Source organism: Burkholderia sp. WP9, from assembly GCF_900104795.1.
GTDB lineage: Bacteria > Pseudomonadota > Gammaproteobacteria > Burkholderiales > Burkholderiaceae > Paraburkholderia.
Window position 1 is genome coordinate 3,374,476 of record NZ_FNTG01000002.1, and the last position, 12,992, is coordinate 3,387,467.

Annotated in this window: 11 protein-coding genes; 4 read left to right on the forward strand and 7 right to left on the reverse strand. The window is 63.6% G+C overall.

Features of this window, described 5'->3' with window-relative positions:
* Positions 1 to 10: 10 nt before the first annotated feature.
* Entirely contained in the window at positions 11 to 2,374 is a 2,364-nt protein-coding gene (locus BLW71_RS36135) for an FdhF/YdeP family oxidoreductase (RefSeq protein WP_091808246.1), read from the reverse strand.
* Between the two features lie 79 nt (positions 2,375 to 2,453).
* Entirely contained in the window at positions 2,454 to 2,687 is a 234-nt protein-coding gene (locus BLW71_RS36140) for a hypothetical protein (RefSeq protein WP_091808248.1), read from the reverse strand.
* Between the two features lie 206 nt (positions 2,688 to 2,893).
* Here BLW71_RS36140 and BLW71_RS36145 point away from each other — a divergent pair, with 206 nt between their 5' ends.
* Entirely contained in the window at positions 2,894 to 3,139 is a 246-nt protein-coding gene (locus BLW71_RS36145) for a DUF6723 family protein (protein WP_091808250.1), read from the forward strand.
* Between the two features lie 40 nt (positions 3,140 to 3,179).
* On the opposite strand, the gene BLW71_RS36150 is transcribed toward BLW71_RS36145, so the two are convergent.
* Positions 3,180 to 3,416, reverse strand: coding sequence for a hypothetical protein (locus tag BLW71_RS36150; protein WP_091808252.1), 237 nt, complete (start codon positions 3,414 to 3,416; stop codon positions 3,180 to 3,182).
* Positions 3,417 to 3,572: 156 nt separating this feature from the next.
* Here BLW71_RS36150 and BLW71_RS36155 point away from each other — a divergent pair, with 156 nt between their 5' ends.
* The 3 genes from BLW71_RS36155 to tkt all read left to right on the forward strand — a co-directional run bounded on the left by BLW71_RS36155 (position 3,573) and on the right by tkt (position 6,972).
* Positions 3,573 to 3,833: a hypothetical protein gene (locus tag BLW71_RS36155; RefSeq protein ID WP_091808254.1), complete on the forward strand. Its 261-nt coding sequence runs from the start codon at positions 3,573 to 3,575 to the stop codon at positions 3,831 to 3,833.
* A 239-nt stretch (positions 3,834 to 4,072) separates the two neighbouring features.
* Positions 4,073 to 4,618 carry a cupin domain-containing protein gene (locus BLW71_RS36160; protein ID WP_091809296.1) on the forward strand — a complete coding sequence of 182 codons (546 nt, stop codon included), beginning with the start codon at positions 4,073 to 4,075 and terminating at the stop codon, positions 4,616 to 4,618.
* A gap of 269 nt (positions 4,619 to 4,887) precedes the next feature.
* A complete protein-coding gene (tkt, locus tag BLW71_RS36165) occupies positions 4,888 to 6,972 on the forward strand; it encodes a transketolase (protein ID WP_091808256.1) in 2,085 nt (694 codons plus the stop codon).
* Positions 6,973 to 7,146: 174 nt separating this feature from the next.
* Here the strand turns inward: tkt and BLW71_RS36170 are convergent, their stop codons facing one another.
* From BLW71_RS36170 to BLW71_RS36185, 4 genes are all read right to left on the reverse strand, one after another.
* Positions 7,147 to 8,232 (reverse strand): hypothetical protein, encoded by a 1,086-nt coding sequence (locus tag BLW71_RS36170; RefSeq protein WP_091808258.1) that lies wholly within the window; start codon positions 8,230 to 8,232, stop codon positions 7,147 to 7,149.
* A 234-nt stretch (positions 8,233 to 8,466) separates the two neighbouring features.
* On the reverse strand, positions 8,467 to 9,573 hold the full coding sequence (zapE, locus tag BLW71_RS36175; protein WP_091808261.1) for a cell division protein ZapE: 1,107 nt from the start codon (positions 9,571 to 9,573) through the stop codon (positions 8,467 to 8,469).
* A 127-nt stretch (positions 9,574 to 9,700) separates the two neighbouring features.
* Positions 9,701 to 12,031, reverse strand: a complete 2,331-nt coding sequence (locus BLW71_RS36180; protein WP_091808263.1) for a PAS domain S-box protein — start codon at positions 12,029 to 12,031, stop codon at positions 9,701 to 9,703.
* Between the two features lie 4 nt (positions 12,032 to 12,035).
* Positions 12,036 to 12,839 carry an alpha/beta fold hydrolase gene (locus tag BLW71_RS36185; protein ID WP_091808265.1) on the reverse strand — a complete coding sequence of 268 codons (804 nt, stop codon included), beginning with the start codon at positions 12,837 to 12,839 and terminating at the stop codon, positions 12,036 to 12,038.
* Between the last annotated feature and the right edge of the window lie 153 nt (positions 12,840 to 12,992).

Below are 12,992 nucleotides of genomic sequence, written 5' to 3' on the forward strand. Positions count from 1 at the left end.
TTGCGCCGCGTCAGGCGGCGGCTTCGGTCACGAGGGTGGATTTGCGCAGCCGCACCGGGATCGACTTGGAAGCCGGCACCTGACTCGTTTTCGCATGATGCGAGAGCGGAATCAAGCGGTTGCATTCCGGGTAATAGCCCATGATGCAGCCACGCGGAATGTCGAACGCATGGACGTACATGCCGTCGATCTCGCGCGCGATGCCGTCGTTCGAGTCGGTGGAGATACATACCGCTTCGCCTTCCGCAAAGCCGAGCCGTGTCATGTCGTCCTGATGCATGAGCAACACCTCACGGCTGCCTTGCACGCCGCGGAAGCGGTCGTCGAGACCGTACACGGTCGTGTTGAACTGGCTGTCGCCGCGGGTCGTCATCAGGCGCAGCACGTCGGGGCCGCGCGACGGCATATCCGCGTCTTCGTCGAGCGTATCGGGCACGATGAAGTTGGCCTTGCCGTTTTCCGTGTTCCATTTGCGCTCGCACGCCGCAAGCGGCCGATGAAACCCGCCTGGCTGCCTGAAGCGCTGATTGAAGCCCTTGAACTGATCCGGATAGGTGCGCTCGATCGCCTCGCGCACCAGTGCATAGTCATCTACCCACGCATCCCAGTCGAGATTCGGATTGCGCGGCAACAGCGCCTTGGCGATGCCCGCGACAATCGCCGGCTCGGACAGCAACATGTCGCCGGCCGGCTCGGCCATTCCATGCGAACCGTGTACGCAGGCCGTGCTGTCTTCCACGCTGACCCATTGCTCGCCGCTCGCCTGGCGGTCTATCTCGATGCGCCCGAGACACGGCAGCAGATAGGCGACCTCGCCATGCAACAGATGGCTGCGATTCAGTTTGGTGGCGATCTGCACCGTGAGCCGCAGCCGTTGCCAGGCGGGGTCCATGACATGATGGTCGGGAATCGCCACCTGGAAATTGCCCCCTAAGCCGATAAAGGCTTTGACCTTGCCGTCGAGCACGCCGCGACAGGCTTCGACGGTGCTCATGCCTTTGTCGCGCGGCGGCTCGAAGCCATACAGGTCCTTCAGTGTGTCGAGCGGCGTGAGTTCAGGCTTCTCCGTGATGCCGACCGTGCGCTGTCCCTGCACGTTCGAGTGGCCGCGAATCGGACAGATGCCGGCGCCGGGCCGGCCGATATTGCCGCGTAAAAGCAGCAGGTTCGACAACATCTGCACGTTATGCACGCCGTTGCGGTGTTGCGTGATGCCCATGCCGTATAAGACCATCGACGCATTCGCCTGCGCGTAAACACGCGCCACGCTTTCGAGCGCGGCGCGGCTGAGTTGCGAGCGCTGCTCGATCTCTTCCCATGAGGTCGCGCGCATGGCGTCGGCAAAGGCTTCGAAACCGTGTGTGTGTTCGGCGATGAACGCCGCGTCGAGCACGCGTGGCGCCGCGTTGCGTTGCGCGTCGTCGTCCCATTCGATTAGCAGCTTGCACAGTCCGGCAATTGCCGCCGCGTCGCCGCCGATCTTGATCTGATGGTATTGCGTACTGATTTGCGTGTCGGCCGGGGTCAGCATGTCGAGCGGCGACTGCGGGTTCGCAAAATTAACCAGCCCGCGCTCCTTCAGTGGATTGAAGGTGATGATCTCCACGCCGCGTTTGCGCGCGTCCTGCAGTTGATGCAACATGCGCGGCGCGTTGGTGCCGGTGTTGTGGCCGAAGAACAGCATGCAGTCAGTGTGGGTGAAGTCTTCGAGCTGCACCGTCCCGACCGGCACGCCGATCGTCTTCGGCAAGCCGACCGAGGTGCTTTCGTGACACATGTTCGAGCTGTCGGGCAAATTGTTGGTGCCGTAGAGCCGGGCAAGCAACGCATACATGTAGGACGTTTCCAGCGACGCGCGGCCGGACGCATAAAATACGGCCTCGTTCGGGTGAATGGCTTGCAGTTCCCTCGCGATCTCGGCGAACGCGTGTTCCCAGGTGGTCTGCACATAGCGGTCGCTTGTGGCATCCCAACGCATCGGCGCGGTCAACCGCCCGCGCGATTCGAGTTCGAGACCGCTCCATGCGCGCAGTTCGTTCAATGTATGCGTGGCGAAAAAGTCAGCTTCGACGCGTTTGCTGGTGATCTCCCACGCGGTCGCCTTCGCGCCGTTTTCGCAGAACTCGAACAGGTGCGGGTCCGCCGGTTTGGCCCATGAGCAGCTCACGCACGCGAAGCCGTCCGCCTTGTTTTGTTGCGCCAGGATGCGACTCCCGTTCAACGTGACGTGTTCCTGCACGAGAATCGACGCGACCGCTTTCACCGAGCCCCAGCCGCCTGCCGCGTTGCGGTATTCCTTGATCGGCGCGCTGTCGGGCGTGCAATCCGCTTCCGCGTTGTCGGGTGCTGTTCCGGCGATCTCATCCGTACTCATGCTGGGCCTCCTCGGCGTAGGCGGCCGCTCCTCGAAGACCGGCTCGCAGGAGGAGGTCCGCAATTACCGGACCAGTGAATTAATTTGCGCTTACAACGATCTTCTGAGGCTGGAAGAAGGTGGTGGCGACCGGCGGCGGTTTGACTGGCGGATCGCCTTCGGGCGCACGTGTCGGATCGTTCGGCGGCACATCGTCGGGCGGCGGCGACGGGTCGGGATCGCTGGTGGGGAGCGGGACATCGGGATCGACCGCGGGTGGCGTCGGCGTATGCAGATGCAAGGTCGGTCTGCGTCGTGTGCTGAACAGAATCATTGTTATCTCCATGATGGGTGCCTGATGTTCGCAAACCGCCGTTTGCAATCGGCATGCCACTCGGTCCACTTCCCAAGAATTCCGGCGCTGACCGTGTGGAACGGCTATTGCTCGGTCAACGCATGCGCGCGGCGCCGAGCGTCGACGCGCGCCGTCATATCACATCGAACACGACGCACTGAAGTGCAGGGATAAGGGAAAGACAAATGGCGCGACATAAGGCCGACGTGGCTGACGACGACTTCGAGATTTACGCCAGCTATCACGGAACAGGCGATGGCCGTTACGTAGGTGGACTGAAGGTAGTCAGAAAGGCGGACAGAAAAATTCTGTTTCCATTCGACGGCGCGCCGGAGATCGGGCCATACGCAACCGCCGACGAGGCGCGGCGCGCCGCGATCGACTATGGTCGGGAGATTGTCGCCGCGGATCGCGCGGCCCCTGAAAAGTGACGAGAGCGGCGTGAGCGCGCTGCCCGCAAAACGCAACGGCTCAGGGTATGCCGCCGAGCGATGGAGAAATCGTGCTGCCCCGACCGGGATCGTCGGGATGTTCGTCGGGCACCGTCGGTCGGACGGATAACGGCGGATGGGTGCGGTAGCAACTATCGATCGAAGTATCGGCGAGGCAGCGCTGGAATGCGTCCGCGTCGTTCTTTTGGGCGAATGTGTAAAGGGTTCGCTCGACTTGCACTTCCGTTTCGGACAGGCGAATGGTCGTCATCGTCATGAGGATCTCCTTTTTACAAATGGTGGTCCGGACCTCCACTTGAAACGCCGCAACCGACGTGCCCACCGTGGTTCGAGTGCGCTTTCCGCACAGTCGGCGGAGAGGGACCGGATGTTGCTGCAATGACGATATACCCGACAACATGAGGAGGGCGTCATGCAGGACAGCAAACCCCAGGATAGCTCCGCCGAACACAGTGCCGAGGCGGTGAAACAGCGTAACAAGCCGAGCGGCACGCACTATGTCGAACCCAGCCCGCTGGGCATCGAGCCCGTCGAGCAGACCGGCGTGGACAAGCAGACTAATCCGCCGAGCTCCAGCGAGAGCCCCGCGCAAACCGCCGAGGTGCCCTTGGGCACAGGCTCCCATGCCGAGCCGCCGGGAGGGGGCGGACGCGAGTCGCAGCGCAAGAACTGACGCGCCACGTGCTGCTTCGACACGCGGTGGTGTCGTACATGCAAATCCCACCAGGGGAGGATTCACTTCATATGTTTGAAAAATTCGTTCACCGACACGGTCACGCGCGCAAAGCGGCTCAAAGAATCGCGCGCGCGCAGGCGGGCGCGCTTTATGCGGCGCTGAAAAGATCGCCGGGGCCGACGCGCGCGCCGGATTCCGCGCAACATCGTGAGCATCGGGGCGCAAAGGAGCATGCCATGCACAACGATTCGCTGCATGGATTCGATGCGGCTCAAACGGAGTACGAAGCCTTCATGCTGAAGCCGCATGATTGGGTGCCGAATAACCGCAAGCTGCCGGTCGTGATCTACCGGCGTGCGCTCATGCCGGACAGCGGCGACCTCGGTGCCGCATTCGAAATCCTGTTCGAACGCAACGCATGGCCGACGCAATGGCGCGATGGCATCTTCGACTACCATCATTTCCACGCTACCGCGCACGAAATTCTGGGCGTGACCGACGGGTCCGCGCAAGTGATCATAGGCGGACCGGGCGGCACGGTGGTGACGCTGTCCGCCGGCGACGCGATCCTGCTGCCAGCCGGCACCGGACATTGCCTGCAATCGTTCGCGCGGCACTTCCGGGTGGTGGCCGGTTATCCCGAGGGGCAGCAATGGGATATCCGCCGCGAGGCGCTCACGCCGGACGAACTGGCGGCCATGGAGGCGTTGCCTTTTCCGTCGCTGGATCCGATTGACGGCAAACACGGTCCGCTGGTGGAGCATTGGCTGCATGCAGCCTGAGGCGGTCGCTTCTTTTTGACTTGTAGCCGCGACGATCCGAACGATTCTGTAGCGCAAGCCCTCTGAAAGATAATCCGCTGCTTCCTTCCAACAGCAACCCTGTACATGCGGCACGTCACGCTCCGTGCAGGTTTGCGCGCATTGGCGCATCATCGTCGAGTCTCGCAGCGGTTCCTCATGCGTTCTGCCACATCAACACGGTTCGCCGGGTTCGCCGACGCAGGCAGTGCGTCCCGGTCGTCTCTTTCACGCCGAACAAGGAGTGTCCCATGCAAAACGATCCCGCCCTCGATCAGCTGTGTATCAACACGATTCGCACGCTGTCGATGGACGCTGTGCAAAAGGCCAATTCCGGTCACCCCGGCACGCCGATGGCATTGGCACCCGTTGCCTATCACCTGTGGCAAAACCATCTGCGTTACGACCCGGACGAGCCGCTGTGGCCGAATCGCGATCGCTTCGTGCTCTCGGTCGGGCATGCATCGATGCTGTTGTATTCACTGTTGCACCTGGCGAACGTCAAGGCCGTGGATGACGGCGGCAAGCCCACTAACGGACCCGCTGTGTCGCTCGACGATATCGAGCATTTCCGTCAATTGGGCAGCAAGACACCGGGCCACCCCGAATACCGGATGACGACCGGCGTCGAGACCACCACCGGCCCGCTCGGGCAAGGGCTCGGCAACAGTGTCGGCATGGCGATGGCGGCACGCTGGTACGAGAGCCACTTCAACCAACCGGATGCGCCGCTGTTCGACTATCGGGTCTACGCGCTGTGTGGCGACGGCGACATGATGGAAGGCATCTCGCACGAGGCGGCTTCGCTCGCGGGACATCTCAAGCTGTCCAATCTGATCTGGATCTATGACAGCAACCGCGTCACGATCGAGGGCCATACGGACCTCGCCTATAGCGACGACGTGGAGAGCCGCTTTCGCGGCTACAACTGGCACACGCTGCATGTGAACGACGCGAATGACGCCGCCGCGCTCGAAGCAGCGTTCGTCGAAGCGAAAAGCATCACCGACAGGCCGACCCTGATCGTGGTGCACAGCATTATCGGCTGGGGCGCGCCGCATAAGCAGGACACTTCGGCGGCGCACGGCGAACCGCTCGGCGTCGAGGAAGTGGCGCTCGCCAAAAAGGCGTACGGCTGGCCCGAGGATAAATTTTTCTACGTGCCGGACGGTGTGCACGAACGCTTCGCTGCGGGCTTCGGCGCGCGTGGCAAGGCGGCGCGCGAGGACTGGCAGGCGAAGTACGACGCTTACAACAAGAAGCACCCGGAACTGGCGCGTGAATTCGCCCAGATCGAAGCGCACGAATTGCCGGCAGGTTGGGACAGCGACATTCCCACCTTCGATGCGGACCCGAAGGGTGTCGCTTCACGCGATTCGTCGGGCAAGGTGCTCAACGCGATTGCCGCGCGCGTTCCATGGATGATCGGCGGCGCGGCCGACCTCGCGCCTTCCACCAAAACCAATCTGAAGTTCGAGGGCGCGGGCAGCTTCGAACACGACAATTACGGCGGCTGCAACCTGCATTTCGGCATTCGCGAACACGCGATGGGCGCGGCAGTCAACGGCCTCGCGCTGTCGAATCTGCGGCCGTTCGGCTCGACCTTCCTGATTTTCAGCGACTATATGAAGCCGCCAATCCGCCTCTCGGCGATCATGGAAGTGCCGGCTATCTACGTGTTCACGCACGATTCGATCGGCGTGGGCGAAGATGGTCCGACGCATCAGCCGATCGAGCAGCTAGCGTCGCTGCGCGGCGTGCCGGGGCTGACCGTGCTGCGTCCGGGCGACGCCAACGAAGTGGCCGAGGCGTGGCGTGCAGCACTTGCCGATCCGCGGCGGCCGTCGTGCATCGTCGTGTCGCGTCAGCCGCTGCCCACGCTGGACCGCAGCCGCTATGCGGCGGCGAGCGGCACGCAGAAGGGCGCCTACGTGCTGGCCGATGCCGCCGATGGACAGAAGCCGCAAGTGATCCTGATGGCGACCGGCAGCGAACTCTCGGTTTGCGTCGACGTGTACGAGAAGCTCAAGAGCGAGGGCATCGCGGCGCGTGTCGTGTCGATGCCGTCCTGGGATATCTTCGAGCGGCAGGACGAGGCGTATCAGGATTCGGTGTTGCCACCGGACGTGGACGCGCGCGTGGCGGTCGAACAGGCTGCCTCGCTGGGCTGGGACCGCTATGTGGGGCGTCTCGGCGCGCAGGTGGTGATGCATACGTTCGGCGCTTCCGCGCCGCTTGCCGAGCTGAAGAAGAAGTTCGGCTTCACGCCGGAGCATGTGTACGAAGCGGCGAAGCAGCAGATCGAGCGGGTGAAGTCCAAGCGCAGCCAGGAGTAGCGCGCGTGCGGCGTGCGCGATAAACACCGGCGGAGTGAGTCAGCTCACACCCGCCGGTTTTTGATTTGCAGCCTGGCTTCGCGCGCTGACATCGCCGCGGCATCAAGTGCGACACCAATCGCGACATGAATCGCGACATGAATCGCGACACCAACCCGCACACCAGGCGCGAAATCAATTCGCCGGAATCGTCACCACTGGCGCTTTGCTGCTCGTATCGGCTTCCGCCAGCGCCATCAGATTCTGCACCACCGTGAAGGCGTATTTCGAATCGAAGTCGTTGCGATCGACCCAATACGTGGACGGGCCATACGCGATCATCACATACGCGTTGTCAGGCGGAGTCTTACCCGAATGCACGATGATGGTCGGCCGCGTCTCGCCGCCGATCAGCCCCACGGTCGGTTTGGTCGAGCCGTCGCTGATGCGTTCGACGGGCACCTGCACCTGGGCGCCGAGATCGGTCAGGATGCCGAGCACGGAGCGCGTCACCATCGGAATCTTGTCGCCCTTCTGCGAGGCCGACGAGGGGCCGTAGACGATTTCATACGTGCGCGTGTTCGACGACAGATGCAGCAGCTTGCGCACGCGCGCCAGATCGGCCGCCGTGGCCGGCGACTCGCCGCTGGTGGTCGCGCCCATGACCAGATATACGCCCATCGCGCCGTTCTTGCCGTCCGCCTGGCGTGACTCGACGTTCAACTCGCCCGCCAGTTGCAGGCGCCGCAGCGCTTGCAGCAATTCGAAGAAACCCGGCGCGCCCGCGCTGTTCTCGCCGCCGAGCGCATTGCCGTTCTGCAAGCCGCCCACCGACTGCGCGGTGATGCGCAACAGCAGATCGATCGGAATGCCGCCTTCGGCGAGCGGCAATACCAGCGACGGCGCGAGCGGCCGGATATACGCGGAGGCAAATGCTTCGCCGGTGGTCGGCGTGAACGTGAAGGTCGGATGATTCGAGTAAGACACGCTGCCCGTAGCAAGCGCGTAGTTCGGCTGGCTGCCCGAGCCGACGTTGGCGGTGGCGCCGCCGGTCGCGTCGAACGTATAGGCCGCGATGATGCTGCTGACAGTCAGGAACGCGGGCGCGTCGCCGTATCGCAGTCCGACCACGGCGGCGAGAATCTCGCGTTTCTTTGCGTCGCCGAGGGCGCGCGCATAGTCGACCTGGTCGGCTTTCAGGCGCGACGGTCCGATGTGTACGCAGGCTGAAGTGAGGCAGGCCGCGCATAATGCCGCGGCGACAGAAGCGGTTCTGATCATAACGGCGAGGAGGGCGGATCACTATCCGCTGAAGAATGGGCCCGCAACGGCGCTAGCAGGACCTATTCCCGTATGGTGGCGCAAGGGCGCCCAGTCGCCGTTTCGTCCTATGAATCAGCGGTGTATTCGCCCGGATAGAGCGAGGGCGGCAATGCGCAGGAATTGCTATTGCGTTGCAATATTTGCAGAAACCCGTGCTTGGTTACGCGCGGTTCAAACCACCTGACGGGCGCATTACACGGAATCGTCTACTGCGTCTTCGGGCATGTCCGCCGACACCTCGCCGGCGTTCTCGAGCGTGCTGCGATAAGCGCGCGATTGCATTTCGGCAAGACGGCTCAACGTGCGTGACAGATCATGTGCCCCTTCCAGGCCGCTGAGCGCCGCCACCATCGGCTCATCGGATGCGATGAACAGGGCGCGCTTGCGGTCGTAGAAGATATCGACCAGCCAGACCAGCCGTTGCAGCGTGTGGGTGTGAGTCAGCGATTCGGTGCGCAGATTGTCGAGAATCAGACCGTGCCATTGCTCGGCAAGCTCCAGGTAGTCGAGATGCGAACGGCTCGCCACGCACAGATTCTCGAAGTCTGCCCATAGCAAAGCCGCGCCCGCTGCGCGCGCGGCGAGCGGCCTGCCAGCCGCGCTCAACGTGACCGGACTCGGCGCCGCGCTGCCTTCGTAGTGCACGAAAATCCGGCGCAGCGCTTCGTGGGTGGCGGAATCGAGCGGCGCAAAGAAACGCGGAACGTCCGCTTCTTCTCCGCCGAAACGATAGTCGCGCGCGCCGTCGAAATGAATCACGGTGAAGCAGCGTTTGATCTGCTCGATGGTCGGCAGAAAACGCTCGTGAAACTCCGGGTCGGCGAGCAGGGCGTCCGGCGCGTAGTTCGAGGTGAGTACGATGCGGGTGCCGAGGCCGATTGCGGTGTCGAGAAAGCGGCCCATCAGAAACGCGTCGGCGATATCGTGCACGTGGAATTCGTCGAAACACAGCAGCTCGCTACCATCGAGCCATTGTCGCGAGACCGAGCCGAGCCGGTCGTCGCCGCGTGGCTCGTTCACAAGCCGCCGGTTCATCTCACGCAGAAATTCGTGGAAATGCAGACGCCGCTTTCGGCCGTTCGCCAGTTCAAACACGGTATCGACCACCAGACTCTTGCCGCGCCCCGGCAATCCGTAGCAATACACGCCTTGATGGTGCTGTGCGGCGCCAGATGATCTCGCGGCCCGGCCGTTAGCGCCGAGCAGGGTGGCGAGCGCTGCGATCGCTTGACGCTGGCTCGCATCGGGCACGATGCCGCGTGCGGCCAGCGTGCGCGTGACCTGAGCTTCGTCAAACATGGGCAAGCGTGCCGGTGTGCAGCGAGTGGCTGCAAAAGCGTACAGCGGCGAATGGCGGAGCGAGGTGCGCGAGCATAAAGGGGCGGGTGGCTGAAATCGCGTCAGTTTAACAAGCCGCGCGTACCGCTCATACCCGCTGCCGGCTCAGTACCCGTTGCAATTCCCGTGGATCGACCGGTTTGGTGAAGTGATGGTCGAAGCCGGCCTCCACGGCGGTTTGCTTGTCCTGCTGCTGGCCCCAACCCGTGACGGCGATCAGCAGAATGCCGGCGTCCTCGTGATCGCGGCGAATCCGCCGCGCCACTTCATAGCCGTTCAGCCGCGGCAAGCCGATATCCAGAATCACCGCCTGCGGGGCAAAGGCGTCGATCAGTTCGAGACCGGCAATGCCGTCGCCGGCGGTGCGCACTTCGTGGCCTTCGAGTTCGAGCACCATCGCGAGGCTTTCTGCGGCGTCCGCGTTGTCGTCGACGACCAGCACGCGCAGGCCGGCCGTATGCGGCGCCTCGGGCGGCGCGCTGTCGGCCGCCAGCGCGGCGGCTTTCGTCAGCGGCAGCCGGATCACGAACTCGCTGCCGGTGCCGGGGCCGTCGCTGAAGGCCGCGACCGTGCCGCCGTGCAGTTCCGCGAGGCCGCGCACCAGTGCGAGACCAATGCCGAGCCCGCCTTGCGAGCGGTCCAAAGCCGGAGCGAGTTGCGAGAACATTTCGAACACGCTGTCCAGATGCTCGCTTGGGATGCCGATACCGGAATCGCGCACGACGATCACCGCTTCGTCGCCTTCACGCTCCGCCGCGAGCGAGATGCTGCCGCCAGGCGGCGTGTACTTGGCCGCGTTGTTCAGCAGATTCAGGATCATCTGCGAGAGGCGCGTGGGATCGGCGATCAGATAAAGCGGCTCGCGGGGCAGCGTCACGCTCAAATGATGGGATGAGGCCTGCACGGTCGGCCGCGCCGCTTCCATGGCCGATTGCATCGCGCGCGCCAGTTCGAGCCGTTGCTTGCGCAACTCGAGCTTGCCCTGGGTGATGCGCGAGACTTCCAGCAGGTCGTCGACCAGATGCGTCATGTGTTGCAGTTGCCGGTCGAACACGTCGCGCGACCAGTTCAGTTGCGGATCGGCGAACTCCTTCAAACGCAAAATCTCGAGGACGTTGCGCATGGGCGCAAGCGGATTGCGCAGTTCATGCGCGAGCGTGGCGAGGAATTCATCCTTGCGGCGATCGGCCTTGGAGAGTTCGAGATTCAGCCGCGTGAGCTGATGTTCCGCGCGCCGGCGCTCGGTAATGTCGCGATTGATGCTGACCGCGCCGTAGATGTCGCCACGCGCGTTCGCGAGCGGCTTGACCACGGTTTCGCAGACGCCGCGCGAACCGTCGCGCCGCACGAAGGGCAACTCGCCGCGCCACGTGCCTTCGGCGGCCAGCGCCGCAAGCGTTTCCCGGCGAATGTTCAAGGCATCTTCCGGCGGCAGGAAGAGCGCGACCGGCTTGCCGAGAATCTCGCGCATGCGATAACCCAGCATGCGCTCGCCGCCCACGTTGAAGTCGGTGATATTGCCGCGCAGATCGGTGATCACGATCGCGTCGCTCAGGTGCTCGAAGATCGCGGCCTGGCGCAGCAGCACGGTCTGCGCTTCCTTGCGTTCGGTAATGTCGATGCCGAGGCCGTAGATCATCAGCGGCTCGCCGTGCCGGTCGTAGGCGGCGCGCCCGCGCCCTTCCATCCAGCACCAGTCGCCGCTCGCATGCAGGAAGCGGAATTCGGCGACGTAATCGTCGCCGGCTTCCACCGCATGGTCCACCGCCTCGTTCAGCGCGAGCAGATCGCCTGGATGAATCAGTTCGAAAAAGCCGCCGGGCGTGTTGGCAAAACGTCCTTCGGCGTAGCCCGCGAGCGCTTCCAGTTCGCGGCTCCACCAGAACCTGCCGGACTTCGGCTCGTGCGACCACGCGCCCATGCGCGCGCCGCGCATGGCGAGACTCAGCACGTCGCGGCTTTCCTGCAACTCTTTTTGCGCGAGCTGATGCGCGGCCACGGAGGCCTCGGCGTTGCGCCGTGCGAGCAGCAACTCCTGCTCGTACTTATGGCGATCGGCGACGATCAGCACGGCCACTTCGAGGTAGGTCAGCTCGCCATGACGGCGGCGCACCGCGTTGAGCAGCATGGGCAGCATGTGGCCGTCGCGATGCATCATGTTCAGCTTGACCTCGGCCACCGAACCCTGCATTTGCAGGAGCGGCGCCCAATGCGTCTGATAGAACACCTTGCCGCCCGTGCTCAACAGATCCTGAATCTGTCGCGCGTCGGCAAGCTCGTGGGCCTCGTAGCCGAGCCAGCCGCAGAAGGTCGCGTTGACGCGCAGGATGCGGCCATTGTGGTCGGTGACGAGCAGGCCGCAGGCGGCGTGCTCAAACAGCGCATCGCCGGAGGGCAGCGGGTAGTCCGTGCTTTGCATCGCGTTACAGGCTCATCGGCCCGAGAAAGGCGCGCATGGCAGCCGCGCTCGCCTGAGGCGAACTCAGGTGCGGACAATGGCCGATGTTTTCGATCAGCTGCAGCGAACTGCCGGGCAGCATGCGGTGCATGTATTCGCCGACCTCGCGCGGCGCGATGATGTCGTCGCTACATTGCAGAATCAGCGTGGGCGTGACGGCGCGCGGCAGGATGTCGCGATGGTCGGAGAGAAAGGTCACGCGCGCGAATTGCCGCGCAATCTCGGGATCCGCGCGGCAGAAGCTGTTGGTCAGTTCGACGCCGAGTTCCGGCTGCTCCGGCGCGCCCATGATGGCCGGCGCCACGGTACTCGACCAGCCGAGGTAGTTGCTCTCCAGCGTGCGCAGCAGGTCCTCGATATCTTCGCGAGAGAAGCCGCCCACGTAGTCGCCGTCGTTCACATAGCAGGGCGACGGGCTGACCATGATATGCGCGCGGAAGAGTTGCGGCGCCTGCAGGCTCGCGATGAGGCCGATCATCGCGCTCACGGAGTGGCCGACGAACACCACCGGAGCCTCGGCGACTTCGCGAATGATCTCGATCAGGTCGCTCGCGTATCCGTGCAGCGAGTCGTACTTGTCGATGTCGTACGCGGCGAGGTCGGACGAGCCACTGCCGACGTGGTCGAACAGCACGATCCGGTATTCGTCATGAAACGACGGCGCGAGATAGCGCCACATGCTCTGATCGCACCCGAAGCCGTGCGCCATCACCATGGTCCGTGTGCCGCGGCCGGAAATCTGTATGTTGTTGCGCTGGGTGATGCTCATGGTCTGTTCCCGAAGCCTGCCGGATGAAAGCGGCGATCACGCCAGGCGCGCCTCAGCCGGTATTCAGCAGAATGTTACCCGAGTCTTGCCCGAGTCTTGCCCGAGTCTTGCCGCGAAGCCGTGTATCGGTGTTGTCAGGCGTGGGCGGCATGT

Bases quoted from the DNA above. Each gene is read 5' to 3' on its own strand.
- BLW71_RS36185 (WP_091808265.1), bottom strand. From the start codon at position 12,839: ATGAGCATCACCCAGCGCAACAACATACAGATTTCCGGCCGCGGCACA.
- BLW71_RS36150 (WP_091808252.1), bottom strand. From the start codon at position 3,416: ATGACGATGACGACCATTCGCCTGTCCGAAACGGAAGTGCAAGTCGAG.
- BLW71_RS36180 (WP_091808263.1), bottom strand. From the start codon at position 12,031: ATGCAAAGCACGGACTACCCGCTGCCCTCCGGCGATGCGCTGTTTGAG.
- BLW71_RS36160 (WP_091809296.1), top strand. From the start codon at position 4,073: ATGCACAACGATTCGCTGCATGGATTCGATGCGGCTCAAACGGAGTAC.
- BLW71_RS36170 (WP_091808258.1), bottom strand. From the start codon at position 8,232: ATGATCAGAACCGCTTCTGTCGCCGCGGCATTATGCGCGGCCTGCCTC.
- BLW71_RS36145 (WP_091808250.1), top strand. From the start codon at position 2,894: ATGGCGCGACATAAGGCCGACGTGGCTGACGACGACTTCGAGATTTAC.
- tkt (WP_091808256.1), top strand. From the start codon at position 4,888: ATGCAAAACGATCCCGCCCTCGATCAGCTGTGTATCAACACGATTCGC.
- BLW71_RS36135 (WP_091808246.1), bottom strand. From the start codon at position 2,374: ATGAGTACGGATGAGATCGCCGGAACAGCACCCGACAACGCGGAAGCG.
- BLW71_RS36140 (WP_091808248.1), bottom strand. From the start codon at position 2,687: ATGATTCTGTTCAGCACACGACGCAGACCGACCTTGCATCTGCATACG.
- BLW71_RS36155 (WP_091808254.1), top strand. From the start codon at position 3,573: ATGCAGGACAGCAAACCCCAGGATAGCTCCGCCGAACACAGTGCCGAG.
- zapE (WP_091808261.1), bottom strand. From the start codon at position 9,573: ATGTTTGACGAAGCTCAGGTCACGCGCACGCTGGCCGCACGCGGCATC.